Origin of the sequence: Pseudohongiella spirulinae (genome assembly GCF_001444425.1) — a bacterium.
Lineage (GTDB): Bacteria > Pseudomonadota > Gammaproteobacteria > Pseudomonadales > Pseudohongiellaceae > Pseudohongiella > Pseudohongiella spirulinae.
The window spans coordinates 2,106,432-2,128,456 of sequence record NZ_CP013189.1 but is presented as its reverse complement, the minus strand read 5'-3'; the positions used below and the strand labels follow the sequence as shown (position 1 = coordinate 2,128,456).

Below are 22,025 nucleotides of genomic sequence, written 5' to 3'. Positions count from 1 at the left end.
ATTATGGTTAGCGAACAACACGCCGATCAGGTATTTAATCACGCCCCGCCGAGCAAGGCAGAAGCCCTGCTGCAAAAGCTGAACTTGAGATCGCCAGACTATTGCAGCCCGATGGGTGGCGGGACCGGCAGGGGGCTCTGCCCTGGTGAGATTGCAGCAGCACTGGCGCTTGGTCGCCCGGCGCTGCCACGCGCTTCTCGATTCATGTCTTACGAACTTGCGCGAAAGGCGATGGCCTCGATGGCGATGTATGTGCACACAGGGGACAGGCAATCATTTTGCCACGTTTACTATTTCGCGCTGAATGTGATTGCCGGACAAATGGCGGCGGCTGCCACAGATATGAAATCCCTGGCCAAAGAGGTGGCAGAGCACAGAGGCGCCATGAGCGCTTGTTGTGTGATGGCAATCGATGATGTGAGCTGCCCCCGAAAATACAGAGCGACCACTGACAGGGAGTTTGCCAGAATTGTGGGGCTGCCAAATCACAAACTCTGGTCGCGAAACTGGAAGAGTCGTTACCAGAACATACGGTCAGTGATCGAGGAGCTTTCTGATACCGCGGAGCAACAAATCAAAAATAATGTGTGAAAAACTTGACGTGTCCCAAAATAGGGGTATTATTTCCCATAATAGCGAATTCTGACTCTACAGCGAACCCGGCCCTAAAAAGCTGGGTTTTTGCGTTTTAATGCCCGAACAATCAACCAATCGAAGCCGGCCGCCAAGCCGGTTTTTTTATGCCTGGAGAAATGGTTTGTCTGGAGAGCGAGAAAGCTGGCACTTATCCAAGTCGGTGCCCATCACACTGATTGTTGCGTTGTTAATTCAAGCGGCAGCAGTTGTTTGGCACGGCAGCCAGTGGACTGCGGCCATCCATCAAAACCGAACTGACATCGACAAGCTGGCAGCAGAGCACGACCAGATGAATAACGCATCGTCTGTGCAGGCGATCCAGTTGGCCAGGATTGAGGAGAATACCCGCAATCTGGCAGAGCGAATAGCGGATTTGGTCCGGCAGCTGGAAAGGCGGCAGCCACAGCCATGAGGCCGTCCGATGCCGACATCCTGATCGGCGCATTAACGATCCACGGCGAAGCCAGGGGCTGCACACAGCCCGGCCGGACCGCCATTGCTCATTGCATCATCAACCGGGCAAAGGCGCGCAAATGGTGGGGCAAGGGCACAGCAGGCTATGCCGATCACACGATTGCGGCCGTATGCCTGAAACCATGGCAGTTCAGCTGCTGGAACCCGAACGATCCTAATCAGATTCTTCTTAAGACGTTGCAGGAGCAGTATCGGGCAGCGATCCAGAAGCCGACATGCCGTGCAGCATTAAAGGCATTGATCGACGCGCTGGACGGCTATGAGCCAGACCAGACCGGCGGTGCAACGCACTACCTGACAACAAATCTACACAAATCGGCCAGATGCCCGGCATGGGCAAAGGGCAACAATAATTTTGTCGAAATAGGCAGCCACAGGTTTTTCTCGGGAATCGCATAAGCCAGCCCGCCCGGAGGCACGCATGACAGCAATCGACGATCTGATCATGTTGGCCGAGCTGTGTCGTGATGTTTACATGCACACCAGCACCACCGAATCGCTCGGCATTGTCGCCATGCACGACTTTGCCAGCGGATCTGATTACGGGTGCGTGTACGTGGGAGCGGATAGTCTGTTTATTACCATCGCCGGATCAGACGACGCGCTGGATTGGCTCAGCAACTTCAGAGCTCTGGCGCGCGATGACTGGTATGGGATCAGGGCCCATCGAGGGTTCGTCCAGGGCGCGCGATCCATCGAGCTCGCAGCGCTAAAGATCATTGATAAATACCCTGGCTATGATCTGGTGTTCACAGGCCACAGCAGAGGCGGGGCCATAGCGCTGCTGCTGGCTATAGCTGCCGAGCACCACCACAAACACAAGGTCAGCCGGTGCGTGACATTCTCGCAGCCCAGGCTGTCGAGTGGCCGGCAAATCCGGCTGGCTTATCGATACGGGCAATACATCCGCGTCGTTAACGGATCGGATGCAGTCGCTCGCTGGCCCAAGGTTGGGTACGGCCATGCCGGCACAGAGCTCTATATAACCAATCGGGATGATGGATACCTCATCGACCCGAGCGGCTGGCAACGCCTGGTGGATAGAGCGATGACTCTTTTTCAGCGGGCCAAAGACCATACAATCAGCGACGTAATACGGGAGCTGCACAAATGCAAAAACTGGCTGCTATCACAGCGCTGCTGATCGCCCTGATTGGATGCTCAGTGATTCAACAGGCGTCAGTGCCAGAGAGCATAGCCGTTGGCTACCTGAGCATTGAAGCGATCGCTGAAACGGCCGCTGACGCTGATCTGGACGAGCCCGCCAAAGACAGGGTCAGGAGCGCGCTTCAGGAGGCGAAAGACATTCTTGATAGCGCCACCGATCTCTATGAAGCCGGGTTCGAGGCACAGGCCGAATCAGCACTGGCCAGAGCTTCCCAGTTGCTCGCTACTGCACAGGAGATTCTGACCCGTGGACGCAATTAAAGTCATCCAGATCATAAACCTGGCGCTGGACCTTGCGGCTGATGCGCACATCAGCATCAAAAAGCTGCAAGCACTTCGGGAAGCGGCACAGGCCGAAGGCCGCCAGATCACTGCCGATGAGCTTCGGTCTCTGGCTAGCGATGCCCAGGATGCCATCGACCGGATCTGACCGCCCGAAAAATCGAGCGGGTCCTCCCCGGCGATCTGCAGTACGGGTGCGAGGAACCGCGATTTCGCGCTAATTATGAAAATTTTCACAATCAGGTTGTTGTTTGGTAACCATGGCGAAAAAAGAGGCCTACTGGCTCAATAAGTCACAAGTGGCACGTAGTCTTGGGATTAGCACCCAGGCGTTCGACAAGTGGGGCGTAGAGCCGGTCGCCCGCCAAGGTCGCGAGGCATACTTCACGATGCGCGACATCCTGGATAATCGGCTGGCGCATGTTGAGGCACGCAGGTCGAGTTCCGGTGCCGATGACGATGACTATGATGCCCAGCGCACCAGGCTCACCAAAGAGCAGGCTGATAAGCTGGAGATGGAGAATGCGGTCACCAGACGGGAGCAGGCACCAGTCGAATTGCTGGAATGGGCGCTGGCCGAGTTGAGCCAGCGCATCAGTGCAATCCTGGGCGCGGTACCGTCCAAGATCAAAAAGCGGGTGCCATCACTTACTTCGACGGAAATGACCAACATCAATCGAGAAATCATCAAGGCTCAAAATGCAGCAAGTAAAGTCGAGCTACCCTGGGATAAATTGCCGGGATTCGATTGATAGGGCCATCCGCCACGGATTAAAGCCGCTTTACAAGCCCGAGCCACTGACTCTGTCGGCATGGGCAGATGAGAATTTCTATCTCAGCCCAGAGTCCAGTGCTGTTGAAGGGCCTTGGGAGACGCTTCCGCCACAAAAAGGGATCATGGATTGCATCAGCAATGATGACATCGAGGTGATCACCTGGCGAAAGAGTGCACGGACTGGGTATACGAAGATAATCGTTGCCGCGATGTGTTACTTCGCTGAGCACAGAAAGCGAAACATTGTAGTGTTTCAGCCAACCGACAGCGACGCTGAAGAGTTCGTTAAGGATGAGATTAACCCGGCAATCCGAGATGTTGATGTCGTCAGGGACATATTCCCCAGTTACGATAAAAAGTCCAAAGACAACACGCTCAGCAAAAAGGTGTTTGTTGGATCGACTCTCGATATCCGGGGCGGCGAAAGCCCGAGAAACTACCGGCGCTTGACCAAAGATGTCGCCATGTACGACGAGTTGAGCGGCTTTACTCGTGATGTGGGCGGTGAGGGCAAGCCGACCGACCTCGGCGATGTGAGGATCACAACCTCATCATTCCCAAAATCGATTCGCGGATCAACACCAAAGATCGAAGGGTCTTGCCAGATCACGGACTCCCTCAATGAGGCTGACGTTGTTTTTGAATTCCAGGTGCCGTGCCCCCGCTGTGACGAGTTCCAGCTGTTGGAGTGGGGTGGAAGCAAGGCGTCGTTCGGCATCAAGTGGGAAGGGACAGACCATAAAACGGCCCATTATGTGTGCCGCCACTGTGCAGACAAATTTTATTACCAGGAGCTGACGGCTGTCTGGGATCGCGGGCGCTGGGTCAGCGAGCAAGGTCACTGGATTGATGAAGATGGTGAAATCCGCTCCCCCGACGGAACGGTCACCGATCCGCCAAAGCATGTTGGGTTTGATCGGTACTCCTCAATCTACTCGATATTCTTCACCTGGCCACAGATGGTTGATCAGTATCTGAAGGCAGTTGAGAAGGCCCGGCTGGGCGATGACACAAAGCTCAAGACGTTTATCAACACGCGCCTTGGAGAAACCTGGAAACAGGATGTCGGCGACAAGCCGGACAATGAGATCCTGTACAACCGGCGCGAGAACTACGGCGGCGATGTGCCTGACCAGGTTGTTTTCATAACTGGCGGTGTGGATGTTCAGGACGACAGATTTGAGTTTGAGATCTGCGGCTGGGGCACCGACGAGCAAAGCTACTCTATCGAATATCAGGTGCTGATGGGCAATCTGTCCAATCAGGCGGTCTGGGACATACTGGCCGAGATGCTGCGCAAACAATTCAAGCGCAATGACGGGCTGGTAATACCAGTTAGCCGAATTGGCATGGACTCCGGCGGCCATTACACAGACGAGGTGTACGCGTTCTCGCGCAAGCACGGAGTGCACTGGATTATCCCGACCAAAGGCGCAAGCACATACGGCAAGCCGATCGCGGACTTTCCAAAAAAGCCGAACAAAAAAGGCGTGTTCCTGACTTTGGTGGGAACCGAAAATGCTAAAGACCTGGTGTACAACAGGCTGGCGATCAAGGACATCGGACCAGGATATTGCCACTTCCCGAATCGGGACGATATGTACAACGAAGCCTATTTCAAGATGCTGACATCTGAAAATAAGCGGCTCGACTATAGCCGCGGACGGCCGGTCTATAAATACATTCTGCCCAGCGGGGTGCGAAACGAGGCTCTTGATTGCCGTGTGGGCAACCTGGTCGCGCTGCGCATATCGCAGCAGTACTTTGGACTGGATCTTCTGACCATCCAGCCGCGCCGCCGCGAAGACGAACCAAAGCCAGACCAGCGCAGAAAATCAAGTTATTGGAATCGAGACTGATGAGCACAGCAGCACAACAACTGGCAAAGATAAAGGAAGCAATCGCCCTTGGCGCCCTTGAAATTCACATGAATGGGCGGCGGGTGACTTACAGATCCCTGAACGAGATGCGCAGCATTCGCGACGAATTGCAGCGTCAGATTTCGGGCAGCTCTGGCCCGGATGTGCTTCGCCCAACTTTTGATAAGGGCATCGAATGACAAACGCACTTGATAAAACCATTGGCTTCCTGTTCCCAGGCTGGGGCGCCTCTCGCGCATTCGCTCGCGCAAAGATGAACTATCTCGGCGATGCGATGAACAAATATGATGCCGCCGGTAAGGGCCGAAACGGCTGGACCAGAGGAAGTGATAGCAGCGCAAACATGGAAATCGGCGCAGCGCTTCCCAGAGTTCGCGCTTTTTCCCGAGACCTTCGGCGCAACAACCCGTATGCGAGCAAGATAAGCGACTCGCTGGTGTTCAATGTCGTTGGCGCTGGCATTGTGCCAGGGGCAAAGCACTCGTCAGAGCGGAAAAGAAAGCGCGCCCAGGAGCTGATGCAGGACTGGTCATGGACAACTGACTGTGATGCAGATGGCCGCATGAATTTGTTCGGACTGCAGTCACTGGCGTTTCGAACTGAGAATGACAGCGGCGAGGCGTTGATCGTGCGCCAGATCGTCAATGACCCGACCATGGCGGTACCACTGAAGATCCGCGTGCTCGAAGGTGATTTTCTCGACCACACAAAAAATGTTACGGCTCTGTCAAACGGTGGGCGCATTGTCCAGGGTGTCGAATTCGATGCCCAGGGCCGCAGGGCTGCATACTGGTTATTCGAAGATCACCCCGGTGAGTATGGCTTCAGGCGTTTTAACTCAAAGCGCCACGACGCTGCCAATGTAATCCATCTCTATGAGATCCGCCGCCCCGGGCAGGTTCGCGGCATGCCACGAGGCGCTGCCGGTTTTCTGCGTCTGAAAAACGTGGATGAGTTTCAAGACGCAGTGCTTGGCCTGCAAAAGGTCGCGGCTTGCTTTGGCGCGTTCATCAAAAGCGACGATCCATCCAAAAAGGCCGGAGATATCCTGCCGGAAAAGATGGAGCCGGCCATGCTCACGAAGCTGAGCTACATGGAAGATGTTTCCTATGTGACTCCGCCGACAACCTCTGGTCATGCCGAATACCTGACCACGGAGCTGATGGGCGCAAGTGCCCCGTCTGGCGTGACATATCAAGCTGCCACTGGTGATTTGCGCGGCGTGAACTTCTCATCCGGGAAGATGGGATTCATCGAATTTGGCCGAACGATTTCGCACCTGCAAAAGAACATGCTTATTCCGCTGCTGTGCCAGGGCATAGAGAAGTGGTTCATTGAGGCCGCTGCTTTGCGAGGAATAAACCTGTCGGGCGTCTACTACGAATGGACGCCACCGCGCCGCGAAATGATCGACCCGCCAAAAGAGCTGCCCGCGATCTCGAAAGCAATCCAGGGCAAGCTGAAGTCGTTCAGCGACTGGGCGCGGGAAAACAACCGCGATCCGGACGAATGGGCCAAAGAAATTGCTGATGACATGAAGCGCTTCCGCGATCTGGAAGTAGATCTTTTCGATAAACAACCGAAAGAGGAGCAGTCCAATGCCCCGAACAACGAGCAAGACTAGCGCGGCAGACTCAAAATTGATGATTGGCAGCGACGGAAAGACGCTGCTGATCTATGGCGTGATCGGAGACTGGTGGGAAGGCAACGACGCGCTGACCCTGGCCCAGGAGATTGATGCGCTGATCGATGCAAACGATGAGCTGAACGTCAGAATACACTCTCCGGGTGGCTACATCATGGAGGGCCTGGTGGTTTATAACCGCCTCAAATATGCAGAAAAGCCAGTGAACATCCACATAGATGGAATGGCCGCATCAATGGCCTCAGTTATCGCAATGGCTGGCGGCAATGGCGGAAAAATATCAATGCCAGAAAATGCCTGGCTGATGATCCACAAGCCGATCAACGGAGTGTTTGGTAACGCCGACGACATGCGAAAAATGGCCGACACCCTTGACGGTTTTGAAACTGACATCAGCAACATCTACATGCAGCGCTTCACAGGCTCCCGAGAGGAGCTGGCTGAAATGCTCACACAAGAGACATGGATTAATGCGCAGGATGCGCTGGCTTATGGCTTGATCGACGAAATTGTCGAGCCGGTCAAAGCTGCAGCGTCGCTGGCGCTCAATCTCAGTGATTTCGAAAACGCTCCGAAGGCGGCCATTCAGCTTTTCGGGGAATCCACGGCGAGCACCGCCAAATCAATGCAAGGAGTAACAACTATGCCTAACAAAGCTGAAGAGCAGGCAAAGAACCCGGCGGCAAACGGTGGCGCCGATCCCATCAACACTGCGCAGAACGAGCCGCAAAGCCGAAAACCAGCCGAGCCTCGCGAATCTGCCGCTGCAGATAAAAGCGATGTGACCGAAGCGGTCAATACCGCCCTGGCGGCCCGCGCCCAGCTTAATGCCGATATTCGTGCGCTGGCGCAAAAGGTGCGGCTCAGTGATGCTGAAACCAATGCCATTGTTGATAAGAACCTTGGCAGCATGGAGCTGGCCCGCGAAGCCATCCTCGAAGTTGTCGCAGATCGTGACAGCAAGGCGCAGCCCTCCAACTTCGTCACTGTCAATCACGACACATCGATGTTGCGAGAAGATATTACCAAAGGCCTGATGGCCAAAGCGGGCCTGATGGACCACAAAGAGGGTAATGATTTTACCCAAATGTCATTGGTCGAGATTGCCCGCTTCTGTCTGCAAAACGCTGGCGTTTCAGTGGGTGGCATGAACAACAACGCCATCGCCACCAAGGCTATGCACACCACCAGCGACTTCCCCAACATCCTGGCTGATGTTGCGAACAAGTCGCTGCGCGCCGGCTACGACGCCTATCCGAGAACATTCCTGCCTTTCTCGCGCCGCGTAAGTGCGAACGACTTCAAGCCGATTAACCGGGCTCAGTTGGGTGAAGCGCCTGCGCTGGAGAAGGTCAACGAAAACGGCGAGTTCAAGCACGGAACCATGGGTGACGGCAAAGAGCGTTACAACCTGGAAACCTACGGCAAGATCATTAGCCTGACTCGCAAAACAATCATCAATGATGACCTGGATGCGTTCACGCGCGTGCCGCAGTCATTCGGCGATGCAGCTGCTGATCTGGAGAACTCTGTTGTCTGGGGCCTGATCATCAACAACGTCAAGATGAGCGACAACAAGGCGCTGTTCCATGCTGATCACAAAAACCTGGGCACAGGCGGCGTTCCAAGCGAAACCACTTTGTCCGAGGCGCGCAAGATGATGCGTGTGCAGAAGGCATTGAACGGCACTCGCAACCTGAACCTGCGTGCTCAGTACGCCCTGGTGCCAGCCGCCCTGGAGACAACTTTCCAGAAGCTGCTGTCAGCCATCATGGCCAACGACACGGATAACGTGAACGTCTTTACCAACTCGATGGAACTGATCGTTGAGCCTCTGCTCGATTATGCTGATCCAAAGGCCTGGTATGTGGCGGCAGCGCCAAACCGTATCGATACCATCGAGTATGCGTACCTGACTGGCGAAGAGGGTGTGTACATCGAAACGCAAAATGGTTTCGAGGTCGATGGCGTTCAGATCAAGGCGGTGCTGGACTTCGGTGCTGGCGTGATCGACTACCGCGGCCTGCTGAAGAACGCCGGGCAGTAATCTGATCCAAATCTCAAAAGGCCACCAAGGGGTGGCCTTTTTGGTTCGAACAGAAACATTTTAATTCTGGAGTAAATCTCATGAAAAATTTCATTCAGTCCGGTCACACAGTGACCGCAATTCTGTTGGCTGCGGCCACCAGCGGCGATGGCGTGCTGATCGAGAATCTGTTCGGCGTTGCCTCAACAGATGGTGCAATCGGTGACGAGTGCGAGCTGCAGGTCACTGGCGTTTTCACTCTCCCGAAAAAGTCAGCCGATGAGCCAGCCCAGTTCCAGGTTGCTTACTGGGATCCTGTTAATGACGAGCTCACAGTGACCGCGACATCGAACTATCGAGTCGGCGTGTTTATGGACACGCTGGCCAGTGGGACAACCACAGCTGCTGTCCGGCTCGATGGCACTGCAATCATCCAGGAAGCTGGCGCTTAACCCGGGGGCCGCCACAGATGTTTGATCTGATGTCACAAACCGCTGTGGCGGCATTTGGCGGTGCGCTGGAATACACCCAGTCAACCAATAAGCAGAGCTTTCAAATCCTGATCGAGCGCAATCTGGAGATCATCGACGATGATACCGGTGCGGGGCAGTACATTAATGCTGCTGTTTGGGCAAATGTCGATTTCCCGTTTAGCAAACCGGTGGACGGTGATCTGATTGTTGCGCCTGATCGAACATGGCGAGTTGTTCGAAAGGTCTCCGATGACGGACATGTCACAACAGTAGAAATTCGATGATTGAATTTAAGGACAACCTGGACGAAAAGATTCGACAGATTGATCCGGAGGTTTTTAGAAAAGCCCAGCTCTCTGCGCTTACCCGGCTTCGAAGTTCCACGGCCACCCAGATATCAAGGGCAGCCAGGGAAAAGTATAGCGTAACAGCTGCAACCATAAGGGGTGCACTGTCGCGCCGGATCCGGATAGTGGTGCGCCGCGATCAAACCACCGCAGTTCTGGAATATGTCGGCCGCCGAATTGGGCTGATTAATTTCGGCGGACAATTTAAGAAGGTCAGCACCCCGCGCGGCAGGCGCATGGGCGCAACGACCAAGTTGTACAAAAACAAACGCCGATATCTAACAAAGCGCGGATTCATTGCGACCGGCAAAAGCGGCAATGTGCATATCTACCAGCGAGAAAAAGCCGGACAGACCAAGCGCTTGCCGCTTCAGGCGCTCTACGGCCCATCTATCCCTCAGATGGTTGGGTCTGATGAGGTGCTGGAGAAGGTCGGGCAGTTCGTTGAACGACAGTACCCGATTGAGCTTTCCAGACAGATTGATTATCAGTTGAGCAAATTATGATCGATTCATTTATCGCGCACCTCAACTCGCAGCTGGATCAGACGTTCGTGAAAATCACGCACGCTGCAGACCAGCAACCGATTGATGACATTACAGAAGAGCTGCCACTTCTGGGCGTTTTCCCAGGCCCTGATAGCACACAGGTGGATCCGACCGATTTTGTTGAATCGAAGATGATCACCTCTGAGGCGATCGTACACATCGTTTGCCTGATTGAAGAGTTAGAAACCTTGCGAACCGCAGTTCGGTCAGAGGCAATGGGCTGGAATGCCGGACCCATGTACACCGACATGACCTTAAAAAGCGGCGAGCTACTACAGCTCAAGGCTGGAATCTGTTGGTGGGAAGAGAGATACACCTCAGCCCACCTCATCAGAGCTTAATAAACTTTCCCCACTAACCTGGGCCCGCCCGGGCCGATGAGGTATTGCTATGAAAAAAACGAAGACACCCTCCAAGGGCGGCGTCTATTTTCAGTCATCGCCCGACGCAACACCGGTTCAGATTGCTGGCCCTGGCTGTCAGATGACCGATGAGACACGAAAAAAGCTACTGGCAGACGCCCAGCGTGCGCCAGTAAAAACCCCCGCCGAGGCCTCGGACACATCTGATGCCGACGCGACCTACAACAAAGGAGCGCGCAGCAAATGAGCTTTCTGGCCCGTAACCAGATCATTCTGGTAAAAATCGAAGATACTTACGCAACCGACCCAACCCCGACCGAGTCGCTGAACGCTGTCCTGACCAAAAATCTGCAGCGCCAGATGTATAACGGCAACCGGGTCAGCCGCGATGTAGATTACCCCTACATGGCAAACGACTTCTCGATCAATACCGCACCGAGCGTTCAGCTGACCTTTGATGTTGAGCTGGCAGGATCCGGCGATGCTGGCACCGCACCGCAGCTCGATGCCTTACTTCGCGCATGCGGCTTTGCGTCAACTGTAGTGGCTGAAACCAGTGTTACCTACAGCCCGGTTAGTGGCGCGTTCGAGTCCTGCGCGATCTATTACAACTATGATGGCGAGATGCAGAAAATTGTCGGTGCCCGTGGTACCTGGACGCTGAACATGGCCCGCGGCGCATTGCCCTCGGTCAGCTTCACGATCACAGGCCTGTATGCCAAGCCGACTGCGGTTGAGCAGTACGACCCGACCTATACCGCAATCTCTCCGCTGCCGTTCAGCAGCTACAACACCACAACATTCAGCGTTCATGGCCAAGCCGTCCGGGGCGAAGGCCTTAGCATTGATGGTGGTGTGAACGTCGTTCATCGCAACCTGGCCGGTTACGATGGCGTCAACATTACCGACCGAGCACCGACCGGCAGCGTTTCATTTGAAGCGCCGACCATTGCAACAAAAGACTTTTTTGCGCAGATGGAGTCGCATAACAAGTCGCCGGTCACAGGCGCTATCAGCGTGGTCCACGGAACAACAGCTGGCAACATAGTCACAATAACTGCCGGCCAGACCCAGATCACAAACATCAACGAGCAGGACAGCGACGGCATCCGCACCTTCTCAGCTGAGTTTATTCCTGTTCCAACCGATTCGGGTAACGACGAGTTTTCGATCGCCTTTACCTGATGCCCCAGCAGTAGTGTGTCACCTGTATTGCCGGTCACTGCCCACCTCTCTCCCGGGCAGCGGCCGGATTTTTTTTGGGAGAGAACCGGGAGAAGAAAATGGCATTTGTCATAGGTGAGATTAAGACAGTTGAGCGCAAAGTGGAGTTTGACCTGCCATCGAGTGTAGGTAAGCCAAAACGCAAGGCTGATTTTGTTGTAGAGCTGACAGTGCGCGATGACGCCACAGTAAAGGCCCGCCGCAAAGCGGTGCAGGAATATCTGGCTAAGCTGAATCGAGAAATGGAGCTGGCGCGCGGTGATCGAAACTACACGCCGACCATTGATGATCAGAACTTTGATGACGAATACCTGCGCGAAGACGTGGTGAACATCAAAGGGGTGCGCGATGAAAGCGGCAATGACCTGGAGTTCAGTGCCCAGTTGCTCGATGCCATTCTGCTGGATCGGCCAGCCAGATCCGCCCTGCTTGATGTATGGGCAGAGCTCAACTCAGACAAAGCGCTGAAAAGAAAAAACTAATCGAGGCCGGGGAATACTGGGCCAGCGCCTCTCCCCGCGCCAAAAACACAGATGGCCTTGAGGCCGATTTTGATCAGTTTGGTCTTAGCCAGGAATTGCGCGAGCAGATACTGGCTGACACTGATCCGCAAACTATTGACCAGGACTTTGTGGTGCTCGCTGAGAACGCAGAGGCGCTGGACGTGTTTATGTTCTGCCAATCTCAGTGGCGCACCTCCATGTCCGGGTTGATAGGCCTGGATTATACCGCGGTGATCGCTGTCATCGCACTTCGCTACAAAAAGCGCAAAACCCAGCGGGATTTACTGGAATCCGTTCGATTGGTTGAATCAGGCGCCCTTGGCGCGTTTGCAAAAATGAGGCAGGTTGATGGCTAAGACGTATCGTTATGGCTTCACGATTGAGGGGGATGCCGAAAAAGGCACCAAGACTCTTCGTCGATTCAAAGAAGAAGTCACCGATCTGCAGCGCGAAACCGGCAACACGCGCAAACGAACTCAGGAATGGCGCACAGAGACTGATAAGACCAGCCAGTCGCTGCTAAGCGCCAAGAACATGGTTGTCGGCCTGACAGGCGCACTGGCTGCCATGGGTGCAACCAGATTTGCCCAGGGCGTGATTAATGACTACCGTGAGTTTGAAGTCGGCCTGCTGGGCGTCAGTAAAACAACCGGACTGGTCGGAAAGGAGCTCGACACGTATGCCGCCCGGATTGACAGAATATCCAGAGGCCTGCCAGTAACAACAGCCGAGCTGTTGGAGTTGTCACAGGCTGCCGGCCAGATGGGCGTGACCGGCGCTGCCAATCTTGAAAAGTTTGCCGTAACGGTAGCCAAGCTGGGCAGGGCCTCTGACCTGGCTGGCGAAGAGGGCGCAAAGTCGCTGGCCCGCATTCTTAACGTCACCGGCGAATCCGTTGACCGTATCGATGTGCTGGCCAGCGTCATTGTTTCGCTTGGCAACAATGTGGCTGCCACCGAATCGGAGATTGCAAACATTACAACCGAGGTGGCGCGGGCCACCAGCCAGTTTGACATCTCCTCAGCTTCAGCCGCGGCGCTCGGTGCCGCGATGGCGTCAATCGGCGTTAGAGCTGAGACCGGCGGCTCTTCAGTTGGTCGTGTGTTGCAGGAGATGACCCTGCGCATCCAGGAAGGCGGCAAGGAGCTTGAGGACTTCGGCGTTGCTCTGGGCCTTAATGCTGATGAATTAGCCCGCCTGTATGCTGAAGACAAGATGCTGGCGCTGGAGTACTTCCTGGATGCTGTTGCCGCTAAAGGCCTGGACGCCGGCGGTGCTCTGAAAGATGTCGGGCTCGGCGGGCAGGAAGTGCTCAAGACCATCATCCCGCTGGCCGGCAACATGGATATCCTCCGCCAGACAATGGGCCTGGCGAACGAAGAGGTCAGAGAAGCCTCTGCCCTTGAGAATGAATTCGCTGCCACCCTGGCGTCGCTCGATGCCCAGTTCACTATTTCCCAGAACATCCTTTCCAGCTATTCGCTTTTGCTCGGCACTCAATTTCTGCCGACAGTGACCGATACTCTCGCCGCGTTTAACGCCTGGGGCGAGGAAGACGGTCCCGAGAAGATGCTGGAGGCGACCAGGGTCGCAACGACGCTGCTGGCAACTGCCCTGACAGCCAAATTGATGGGCCCTCTCGTGGCATCCGCTGGCGGCTTGGCGCTCTCTGCCGCAAACGCTGCATTTTATGCAGCGTCCGCAAAAAACGTTGAGCTGGCCCTGATTAGGGCTACCGCACAGCAAAGATTAATGAATGCAGCGATGGACAGGGGAAAGACCCTGCTGGCGTTAGTCGGAGGCCCTGGCGGCCTTTTAATTCTTGCTGCTGGCGCAGCCTACACATTCAGGGAACAGTTGGGGTATACCAAATACGATGCCGAAGGGGCGCTATCTGCTGTCCAGAATTTAACTAGCGGGATCGATGATCTAACAGATGCTCAGATCCGCAATAGCGCCAACAAAGCCCTGGAGGGCTACTTAGAGGCAGCTAAAGAAGTTGAGCGGATGGAGGCCAAACTAAGCGTCCTGCAAACCAGCATGACGCAAAATCGCCGCTTCCAATACTCACCTGAGAAGCAGAAAGAAATCACTGAAACACAAGCCGACCTTGATTCTGCCCGGCAGGCACTGGATCAATACGGTGAGGCGCTGACTAGGCTCGTTCGCGCAGCAACTGATGCTAGCGAGGCTACTGGCGAGCAAACTAGCGCAACAAATGATCTCGGCGAAAGCGTCCGCGCGGCAGCCGGAGATATTCCCGAGCTAACTAGCAAGATCGATCAACAAATCCTATCCCTGAGGCAGCGAGTGGTGGCCACCCAGCTCGACGCCCGCAACCAGGCCATCTACAACGCAGTTATTCAGGCCGGCAGTGATGCCGCTGAAGGTAAGATCCGCCAGATCGTCGAGCTGACAGGCGCGCTCTATGATCAAGACGCTGCCCAGCGAGCGACCACAGATGCGATGCGTTCCGCCGAGCGAGAGATGGAGCGGTTGGAGCGAATTTCAGAGCAGACCGCCCGGCAGCTCCAGGAGGACTGGGAGGAAACACGGCGCGAGTTTGGCAAGACCTGGGCAGATTGGTACATGGATGGCAAAAACGCCATGGATGCCACGGCTCAGGCCTTCAAGCGCATGCTTTTGGAAATGTCGGGTCAGCTGGCGCTCAGTGGCCTGGCCAAAATGTTTGGCGTCAATGTTCCTGGCGGCGGAGACGCAGGCATTCAAGGCGTGCTGGATAGCTCTGGCTTCGCCGGCGATGTTACCGGCGCGCTGCTGTCCAGGTTTGGCGGGCAGTTCGGCACAAACGCTGGTGTATCAGACATTTTTAGGGGCCTCGGCTTTGGCAGCGAGAAGCTGTACATCGATGCAGCGGGCGAGGGCATCGATGTCGCCAATACCTTCAGCGCTGACACATTGGTCAGTGGCCTGAAAACTCTAGGCCTGAATATCGGCGCAGGCATTGCAGGCGGCTATGCAGGCAACGAAATCGGAGAGGCTCTGTTCGGGAAAGTGTCCGAGTCGGGCATTGGGCAATCGCTTGGCACCGCCATAGGCACCTACGTGGGTGGCCCCGTGGGCGCACTGCTTGGATCTGCTCTGGGGTCGATGGTTGATGTCGCCACCGGCGGTGATGGCAAGGTGCGCTATAACGCCGGCATGCTGGTCGGACCCACCCCGGCAGCCATTGGCTCAGATCGTGCGTTCGAGGTTGATCCTTTTGAGTCCGGTCTTCGCGTCACAGGTGCAGCCAGGCGCGTAGATCAATCCAAGGCCCTTGAGGTCATTAACACGTTCCGAGAAGTTGACTCTGTTGTTGCCAGTCTCATCAGAGCGATGGATGGCACAATTGATCTGAGTCGCGCCACCTTGGCAGGACTCGATGAAGAGGCGACACCTGGCAGCTCTGGCACGTTCCTCGGCCTTGGCGGGAACGGTCAGCTTGCCGGTGACTTGCTGGCGCAGCTCGACTACTTTGTGGATCAGCTGCTGAGCCATGTCTCTGGGGTCAGCGATGAAATCATAACGGCCGCAAAAGCTGCCGGCACAGCGGAGGAGGCCATCGCCATACTCTCTGGTGCAGTTGTCGAACACACGGCAAACACCCAGGCAGCTGCAGAGGCCGAAGAAAAGGCGGCCGCCGCCACCGCTGCACTTGCTGAGACTGAAGAGAGGCTGCTCAAAGAGCGGCTGAGCGCCACTCAGGCCATGGTTGATGATCTACGGTCCATCCGTGCCGTGCGCGACAGCATCAGCATGGATGTTTCCAGTCTGCTGGGCGCAACGCCTCTTTTTGGTATCGATGGGGCGGTGTCCGATCAGGTGGCCCACATCGAAGAGGCGCGCCGTCAGCTATTAAAGAATCACGAAGATCAAATTCGGGCCGAGCAGCGCTTGCACGAGCAACGCATGAGCTATGCACAAAGCCTGTATGACCTGGCCCTTAGCATCCGCCTGGGCGATTCCAGCAGCCTGACCGGACAAGAGAAATTTGATCTTGCACAAAGCAACTTCCGCGATCTGGCGCAGGCCGCCGCCGGCGGCGATCTGGCTGCGGTTGGCAGGCTCCAGGAAGCTGCGCAGAGTTACATATCATCGGCTGACTACATGTATGCCTCGAGCACCCCTAGAAAAGAGGCAGTGGCCGAGGTGCTCAGCGTGCTTGATTCGGTTGGCGCTCAGCTTGGCCAGAGCGAGTTTGACCCACAGGCTGCCAATGATGCCTTGCTGCGCAGCCTGCGCGATCTGGATAGCCAGCTGACCGCAATTGCAGACGGGGTAAACCAGGCAATTATCGATAAGCTCGATGAAATCCGCGTTTCGATCGGTGACCTCTCCCCACAAATGCGAGACGCCCTGTTCGGCGCAGTCAGCCAGTGGATCGACCAGTCAGGCCCAGGCGGTGCCGAGATTATCGATGCCCTGGGCGGCATTCGCGGATCAGTCGATGCCCTGCCACCTGAAATCGCCGGCTATCTCTCTGGCGCCATGGGCTCATGGATCCAGCAGATGCAGTCCAGTGGGGCAGCATCCCAGGTCATCGCAGACAGCATCAGCAAAGGCGGCCTGGATGAGTCGGCAGCCAATAAGTGGCTGGCAGGCCAGGGCGCTGGCAGCGTCGATGATTACCGATCTGCCTACAACCCGGCATTCGGTGCCCAGGAGATCGCCGCCCACGTTAATGCGGTGCTGGGATCAGCCAGCGATGAGGATGCCGCCATTGCCAGGCTGCACGCAGAGGCCACCGCCAGTGGTGTCGGCAGCCGCCAGTTAGCCGAAGCCATGGGCATGAGCCAGCAGGACGTGATCGATGCGGTGACACGCCTGGGCCTGCCCAGTTTCAGCGGTGGCGGCATTGCCTATGGTCCGGCCACCGGCCACCTGGCACTGCTGCACGGCTCCGAAGCGGTTGTGCCTCTCCAGTCGGGCGCCATCCCTGTGCGGGTGGATATGGCGCCCGCAAACGATGCCATTGTGCGCGAATTGCGGGCAGTGCGTGAGGACTATCGTGCCAGCTCTGCTGAGCTGGCAGCCCTTCGCAAAGACATGCGCGCCGGCATGGCATTTGCTGCCCAGCAGCGCGATGAGATGACGCAGGCCACTGAGCAGTGGGCGCGCAGCAAAGGGGTGCGCAATGGCACTATCGGATAGCGAGTGGCGCGCCTGGCTGGCCCAGGAGGATAAGCAGCCGGTGATCCTGGTTGAGGCACAGTACTATGACGGCAGCGTCAAAACCGCCTATTGGTCAGACTCTGGCTACATCGATCCAACTGATGCCAGCGGTAAAAACTATCTGCCGGTGATCGTCAGCGAGGTGGTCATCAACGAGTCGCTGCAGTCGAGCGTGCTGGATGATGTGGAGGTCTTTCTATATGACCAGGACCTGCTGAGCTGGCGTTTTGTCGGTTACAGTTTCAAGGTTTGGTTTGGTGACAAGAGCTGGCCGCGCTCCGACTTTGTGCTACAGGCCACCGAGAAAACGCACGATCTGGCCGCACGGGATCCGGATCGGGTGCGCTTTCAGTTCGCAGATTTGGGCGACATTTACTTTGATCAGCTGGTCAATGGCAACGGACTGGGACTCGATGCCGGTTTGCCGTTTGTGTTTGGGCGGGTCTTCAATTTCGAGCCACTGCGCACCGGCAGCGAGACCTTCCGTTATTTCACCCCGGCAGAGATTGCCAGCCCTGAAGCGGCCAGGGACAACGGCGTGGCAGTCACGATCACAAATATCAATTTCACGGCAGATGGCACCGGTGACGGCCTGCGCATCGATGTCACGCTATCAGCTCCGCCCGCCGGCCGTGTCACGCTCGATATTCGAGGCGGCATACCTGGCGATCCGGATCCGACCTGGACGAACAACAATCTGAAGCACCTGCTGCAGCGGATGAATAATTACATTCAGATCCCGATCCCCCTGGGCCCTACACTGGACACAGCACCCATGGATGACCTGGGCTATGCGTTTTACCAGTACGGCACGGTCAAACAGATGCTGACCGAGTTCTGCGACAGCCTGGGTCTGAATCCGCGCATCAACAAGGCGGGCCAGCTGGATGTGATCCGCATCGATGACAGCGGCACGGCTACTCGCCTGGCAACCGACTCCAATCTGCTCAGCCGTCTCACCCTGCAGTCCATCGAGCCACCGTACAAACAGTTGGAGCTCGGATACCGCAAAAACTGGGCAGTGCAGGGCACCGACACGCTGGCAGGGTCGGTTAGCGCCGCCAACGCGCTGCTGTACTCGCGTGATTACAGCTATGAGAAAGAAACCCGCACGCTCACCGGCTACCCGTTTGTGCGCAACCAAAAGCGCGAGACGCTGCTGTATGAGCAGACCGATGCAGCGGCAGAGCTTACCAGGCGCTGGGATCTGCGCGAGACCGAGCACCGCGTTTATGCCGGGGAGGGCGATGCCAGCTTTCTGGCCGATGAGATCGGCGACAAAATCGTGCTGCGCTCTGCCGATTATGGGTTCGGCCCAGTGGGCAGCTCCCCCGGCACGTCGGTGATTGTGATCAGCAACAAAAAAAACCTGACCCGACAGCGATGTCAGTTTGAGATATGGGTGTAACACATGGCGCTTAAAAGCAAATTACTCATCGGGTGGAAAAATCTGCTTGAGGACATGTCGCTGATCACGATGCAGGGCACTGACGTGCTGCATCCGATTGCCAATGTGCTCAGCCAGACAAAAGGCCTGCCCACGCGCTGGGATATAACTGGCGAGTCCGTGATTACGCTCAAAGCGTCCTCTGCCACCGCCCGCGCCATGTCAGGCCTGATGCTAAAGGGGCACAACCTGGTGGAGGAGACCACCCTGCGCCTGCGCATCTGGGATGGCGAGAACCAGACAGGCTCAGTCCTGTATGACTCAGATGACGTGACCGGTGCAGACACCATATTCACGGTGCGGCCCTGGGGCGAAATGCTGGCAGGCTTCGACCCCTGGGGCGGTTACTGTGACGCGGACAGCGTGCTCGATGCCGTCTACACGCTGGTGTTTGAGGATGTGACAGGCAAGTCCATGCAGCTAGATATCACGCCAGGCACCCAGCCAGACAACATTGTAGAGATCGACAAACTGGCGCTGTTTTTTGCCTGGGCCCCGCAATACAACTATGACTGGGGTGCTGTGTTCGGCACGGACGATCTGACCGAACAGGCGCGCACTGTTGCCGGTGGTTACTGGAGCAGCGCCCGGCCCGTACGCCGGCGCATTGATCTGGATTTCAGCCTGATGGAAGACGTGGACCGCAACCGCTTCCTCGCAATCCTCGGGGCCGCCGGGAAAACCGGCGATTTGTACGTAATCCCCAACCCCAACGATGTTGGCTGGTCCTGGCACATGGGCGCATCGATTTACCGGCGCACAAACGACTACCAGTATGAGCAACAAATGTTTAACGGCAGCGCGAGCGCGCTGACACTCAGGGAGAATTGAGCATGGCCATTGATCTGCAGCCATACAAGATCACTATTAAAGACCACGATTATCCGGTCAAGCACAATGCCATGATTGATGGTGTGCAGGCTGGGGTTAACCAGGGCCTGGATGACATTGATGAGGGTCTGGCCGATATCGTCCAGGCCACCACCGATCTGAGCAACCAGATCACCAGCGAGCTAAACGTAGCCATCGGGCAGGTGGAAGTCTTCCGCGACCAGTCAGCAGCCTATGCCGCCACCGCCCAAGCGGCCGTCATCGCCTCGGGCACCAACGCCGGCGATGCACTGACCTACCGAAACGAAACCCGAGACGCCCGCGACGAAGCCATTGCCATTGTCTATGGTGGCGACTACTCAGTCACCCCGACGCCCGGCAACGTACCCATCGCCGGATCTACCGGCACCCTGGACAAGGGCTGGGTGGCCGCAGAGTACTCCGTCCAGTTCATCGAGCACATCAACTACGTGCTGGACGTTGCCGACAAGATTCGCAAGGACCAGCCCTCAAACCGCGACACAGATGCTCTGGTGCAGATGCTGCTACAGATATCCGATTTGGCGGGTCAGGCAGCCAAGACACTGGCTGGCATAGGCGAGTACAAGGCCAGCGCCGGATCTGCAGCCCGCTGCTCAATTGCCCATCGCACCAACCCCGGCACTGGCATGTTTTTCCCGGCTGCCGATGAGATTGCATTTGCCGTCAACGGCACAGAGGTGCTGCGCATCGACTCCGGCGGCATCGTACCGTAATTCAACTGACACCCCTGATCAGGAGCAACCATGAGCAACTACAACGAGCAATCCGTCACCGGCACGGAGTGGACACGATGCAAGCGTATCGTTATCAGCAACCCGCTGGCTGCACAGCCCGAGATACGCTATGACGAAGAGACCGTACTGACCACCAGTGCGGGTCAGACGCTCAAGAGCGCACAGGGTTATCTGACTGTGCCATTTGACCCGTCAGCAGTCATTGATCTGTATGACCCGGCAACAGGCCAGCCAACTGGCCAGACAGTTACGCAGGGTGAGATTTATGCGCTGGTCTACTCAGCATATCTGACAGCTGCCAACGCGCGCGATGTCGCCAATACACCACCGGCTGAAGAGCCGATAGAAGAGCCGCAAGGAGAGTAAGCCATGCCAATTACTATCAACGTGCCAGACCAACTGCGCAGGCAAGTCGAGGCGTCCAGCAACGGCCGCAACACAGTCCTGTACACGGCTGCCGGACAGCCCTGCTTCATGTATGTGCTGCGTCACTCCGATATGGCGGCCGTCAACTCCGACCTGGGCATCAGCCGCCACCCCGCTTTTATCGTAGGCGGTGTCAACAAAGACGAGCTGATGATCGGCCAGTACCTGGGCAGCAGCCGCAACAGCGAGCTGATCTCAGTGCCTGGTGTTGATCCGACGACAGAGATCACTAACGATGCCGCCATCAGCCTGGCGCGCAACAATGGCGCTGGGTGGCACCTGACGACCTCGGTTGAGTTTGCGGCACTCGCGCTGTGGTGTCACAAAAACGGATTGATGCCACGAGGTAACAATGATTATGGGCGAGATCACGCGACGACTGTCGAGGCTGGGCGACGCCAGGATGGCGTGACACCCGGCACCGCAAGCGGTACCGCCCGCACCCTGACTGGCTCCGGCCCGACCAGCTGGCGACATGACAACACGCCTTTTGGTATCAGCGACCTAAACGGCAATGTCTGGGAGTGGACACCAGGGGTGCGAGTCGTGGCTGGCGAGATTCAAATTATCGAAAACAACGATGCTGCTCTGACCGCGACCGATCTGGGCGCAGCCTCTGCGAGCTGGATGGCGATTGATGGAGCCACTGGTGATCTGGTGTCACCCGGGCACGCCAATTCCGTTAAATATGCCAGCGCAAACAGCGGAACTGCTGACTATACCCTGTACAGACTAACAGTAAATACGTTTGAGGGTATGCAAAATAGCACTGGCGCAAACCCTGTCAGCACGGCTGCTTTAAACCGGCTCAAGGCACTGGCGCTGTTCCCCATCGCCGGGAGCGGCCTGGGCGGAGATGGATTCTATCTGAACACCTCTGGCGAGCGCGTCTCGCTTCGCGGTGGCTACTGGAGCAGCGGTTCGATCGCCGGCGTGTTCGCGCTCACTCTCAGCGCTGAGCGGTCGCCGTCGCACACGACTGTCGGCGCGCGGCCCGCTTTTGTAATCTGAAGCCTGAATCACTGTAA

At 56.4% G+C, this 22,025-nt stretch carries 25 protein-coding genes; all 25 read left to right on the top strand.

Features of this window, described 5'->3' with window-relative positions; all coding sequences use genetic code 11:
* Positions 1 to 3: 3 nt before the first annotated feature.
* The 25 genes from PS2015_RS09730 to PS2015_RS09610 all read left to right on the top strand — a co-directional run bounded on the left by PS2015_RS09730 (position 4) and on the right by PS2015_RS09610 (position 22,008).
* Positions 4 to 591, top strand: a complete 588-nt coding sequence (locus tag PS2015_RS09730) for a hypothetical protein (protein ID WP_058022060.1) — start codon at positions 4 to 6, stop codon at positions 589 to 591.
* A gap of 166 nt (positions 592 to 757) precedes the next feature.
* Entirely contained in the window at positions 758 to 1,048 is a 291-nt protein-coding gene (locus PS2015_RS09725) for a hypothetical protein (RefSeq protein WP_156412705.1), read from the top strand.
* Positions 1,045 to 1,509, top strand: coding sequence for a cell wall hydrolase (locus tag PS2015_RS09720; protein ID WP_058022058.1), 465 nt, complete (start codon positions 1,045 to 1,047; stop codon positions 1,507 to 1,509). The genes PS2015_RS09725 and PS2015_RS09720 overlap by 4 nt, the downstream gene beginning before the upstream one ends.
* A gap of 22 nt (positions 1,510 to 1,531) precedes the next feature.
* Positions 1,532 to 2,254, top strand: a complete 723-nt coding sequence (locus tag PS2015_RS09715) for a lipase family protein (protein ID WP_058022057.1) — start codon at positions 1,532 to 1,534, stop codon at positions 2,252 to 2,254.
* Entirely contained in the window at positions 2,221 to 2,538 is a 318-nt protein-coding gene (locus PS2015_RS09710) for a hypothetical protein (RefSeq protein WP_058022056.1), read from the top strand. Before PS2015_RS09715 ends, PS2015_RS09710 begins: the two co-directional genes overlap by 34 nt.
* Entirely contained in the window at positions 2,525 to 2,707 is a 183-nt protein-coding gene (locus PS2015_RS09705) for a hypothetical protein (protein ID WP_058022055.1), read from the top strand. The genes PS2015_RS09710 and PS2015_RS09705 overlap by 14 nt, the downstream gene beginning before the upstream one ends.
* Before the next feature lie 151 nt (positions 2,708 to 2,858).
* Positions 2,859 to 3,311 carry a terminase small subunit gene (locus PS2015_RS09700; RefSeq protein ID WP_169792295.1) on the top strand — a complete coding sequence of 151 codons (453 nt, stop codon included), beginning with the start codon at positions 2,859 to 2,861 and terminating at the stop codon, positions 3,309 to 3,311.
* A complete protein-coding gene (locus tag PS2015_RS09695) occupies positions 3,259 to 5,193 on the top strand; it encodes a phage terminase large subunit family protein (RefSeq protein ID WP_082628082.1) in 1,935 nt (644 codons plus the stop codon). The genes PS2015_RS09700 and PS2015_RS09695 overlap by 53 nt, the downstream gene beginning before the upstream one ends.
* Positions 5,193 to 5,393 carry a phage head-tail joining protein gene (locus PS2015_RS09690; RefSeq protein WP_058022052.1) on the top strand — a complete coding sequence of 67 codons (201 nt, stop codon included), beginning with the start codon at positions 5,193 to 5,195 and terminating at the stop codon, positions 5,391 to 5,393. The genes PS2015_RS09695 and PS2015_RS09690 overlap by 1 nt, the downstream gene beginning before the upstream one ends.
* On the top strand, positions 5,390 to 6,838 hold the full coding sequence (locus PS2015_RS09685) for a phage portal protein (protein WP_058022051.1): 1,449 nt from the start codon (positions 5,390 to 5,392) through the stop codon (positions 6,836 to 6,838). The genes PS2015_RS09690 and PS2015_RS09685 overlap by 4 nt, the downstream gene beginning before the upstream one ends.
* Entirely contained in the window at positions 6,813 to 8,906 is a 2,094-nt protein-coding gene (locus tag PS2015_RS09680) for a ClpP-like prohead protease/major capsid protein fusion protein (RefSeq protein WP_082628081.1), read from the top strand. The genes PS2015_RS09685 and PS2015_RS09680 overlap by 26 nt, the downstream gene beginning before the upstream one ends.
* Positions 8,907 to 8,986: 80 nt before the next feature.
* A complete protein-coding gene (locus PS2015_RS09675) occupies positions 8,987 to 9,337 on the top strand; it encodes a DUF2190 family protein (protein WP_058022049.1) in 351 nt (116 codons plus the stop codon).
* A gap of 17 nt (positions 9,338 to 9,354) precedes the next feature.
* Entirely contained in the window at positions 9,355 to 9,642 is a 288-nt protein-coding gene (locus PS2015_RS09670; RefSeq protein ID WP_058022048.1) for a hypothetical protein, read from the top strand.
* Complete coding sequence (locus PS2015_RS09665; protein WP_082628080.1) at positions 9,639 to 10,211, top strand: phage tail protein; 573 nt, start codon at positions 9,639 to 9,641, stop codon at positions 10,209 to 10,211. Before PS2015_RS09670 ends, PS2015_RS09665 begins: the two co-directional genes overlap by 4 nt.
* Complete coding sequence (locus tag PS2015_RS09660; RefSeq protein ID WP_058022046.1) at positions 10,208 to 10,594, top strand: phage tail terminator protein; 387 nt, start codon at positions 10,208 to 10,210, stop codon at positions 10,592 to 10,594. Before PS2015_RS09665 ends, PS2015_RS09660 begins: the two co-directional genes overlap by 4 nt.
* Before the next feature lie 49 nt (positions 10,595 to 10,643).
* Positions 10,644 to 10,862, top strand: coding sequence for a hypothetical protein (locus PS2015_RS09655; protein ID WP_058022045.1), 219 nt, complete (start codon positions 10,644 to 10,646; stop codon positions 10,860 to 10,862).
* Positions 10,859 to 11,800, top strand: a complete 942-nt coding sequence (locus PS2015_RS09650; protein ID WP_058022044.1) for a phage tail tube protein — start codon at positions 10,859 to 10,861, stop codon at positions 11,798 to 11,800. Before PS2015_RS09655 ends, PS2015_RS09650 begins: the two co-directional genes overlap by 4 nt.
* A 98-nt stretch (positions 11,801 to 11,898) precedes the next feature.
* Positions 11,899 to 12,321 (top strand): hypothetical protein, encoded by a 423-nt coding sequence (locus PS2015_RS09645; RefSeq protein ID WP_058022043.1) that lies wholly within the window; start codon positions 11,899 to 11,901, stop codon positions 12,319 to 12,321.
* Positions 12,276 to 12,698 carry a DUF1799 domain-containing protein gene (locus PS2015_RS09640; protein WP_058022042.1) on the top strand — a complete coding sequence of 141 codons (423 nt, stop codon included), beginning with the start codon at positions 12,276 to 12,278 and terminating at the stop codon, positions 12,696 to 12,698. The genes PS2015_RS09645 and PS2015_RS09640 overlap by 46 nt, the downstream gene beginning before the upstream one ends.
* On the top strand, positions 12,691 to 17,496 hold the full coding sequence (locus tag PS2015_RS09635) for a phage tail tape measure protein (protein ID WP_058022041.1): 4,806 nt from the start codon (positions 12,691 to 12,693) through the stop codon (positions 17,494 to 17,496). Before PS2015_RS09640 ends, PS2015_RS09635 begins: the two co-directional genes overlap by 8 nt.
* The gene (locus tag PS2015_RS09630; RefSeq protein WP_058022040.1) at positions 17,480 to 18,925 is read left to right on the top strand and encodes a hypothetical protein; all 1,446 of its coding nucleotides are present in this window, start codon (positions 17,480 to 17,482) and stop codon (positions 18,923 to 18,925) included. Before PS2015_RS09635 ends, PS2015_RS09630 begins: the two co-directional genes overlap by 17 nt.
* A gap of 3 nt (positions 18,926 to 18,928) precedes the next feature.
* Positions 18,929 to 19,795, top strand: coding sequence for a hypothetical protein (locus PS2015_RS09625; protein ID WP_058022039.1), 867 nt, complete (start codon positions 18,929 to 18,931; stop codon positions 19,793 to 19,795).
* Positions 19,796 to 19,797: 2 nt separating this feature from the next.
* Positions 19,798 to 20,550 (top strand): hypothetical protein, encoded by a 753-nt coding sequence (locus tag PS2015_RS09620; RefSeq protein ID WP_058022038.1) that lies wholly within the window; start codon positions 19,798 to 19,800, stop codon positions 20,548 to 20,550.
* A gap of 30 nt (positions 20,551 to 20,580) precedes the next feature.
* On the top strand, positions 20,581 to 20,937 hold the full coding sequence (locus PS2015_RS09615) for a hypothetical protein (RefSeq protein WP_058022037.1): 357 nt from the start codon (positions 20,581 to 20,583) through the stop codon (positions 20,935 to 20,937).
* A 3-nt stretch (positions 20,938 to 20,940) separates the two neighbouring features.
* Positions 20,941 to 22,008, top strand: a complete 1,068-nt coding sequence (locus tag PS2015_RS09610; protein ID WP_058022036.1) for an SUMF1/EgtB/PvdO family nonheme iron enzyme — start codon at positions 20,941 to 20,943, stop codon at positions 22,006 to 22,008.
* The last annotated feature ends 17 nt before the right edge of the window (positions 22,009 to 22,025 follow it).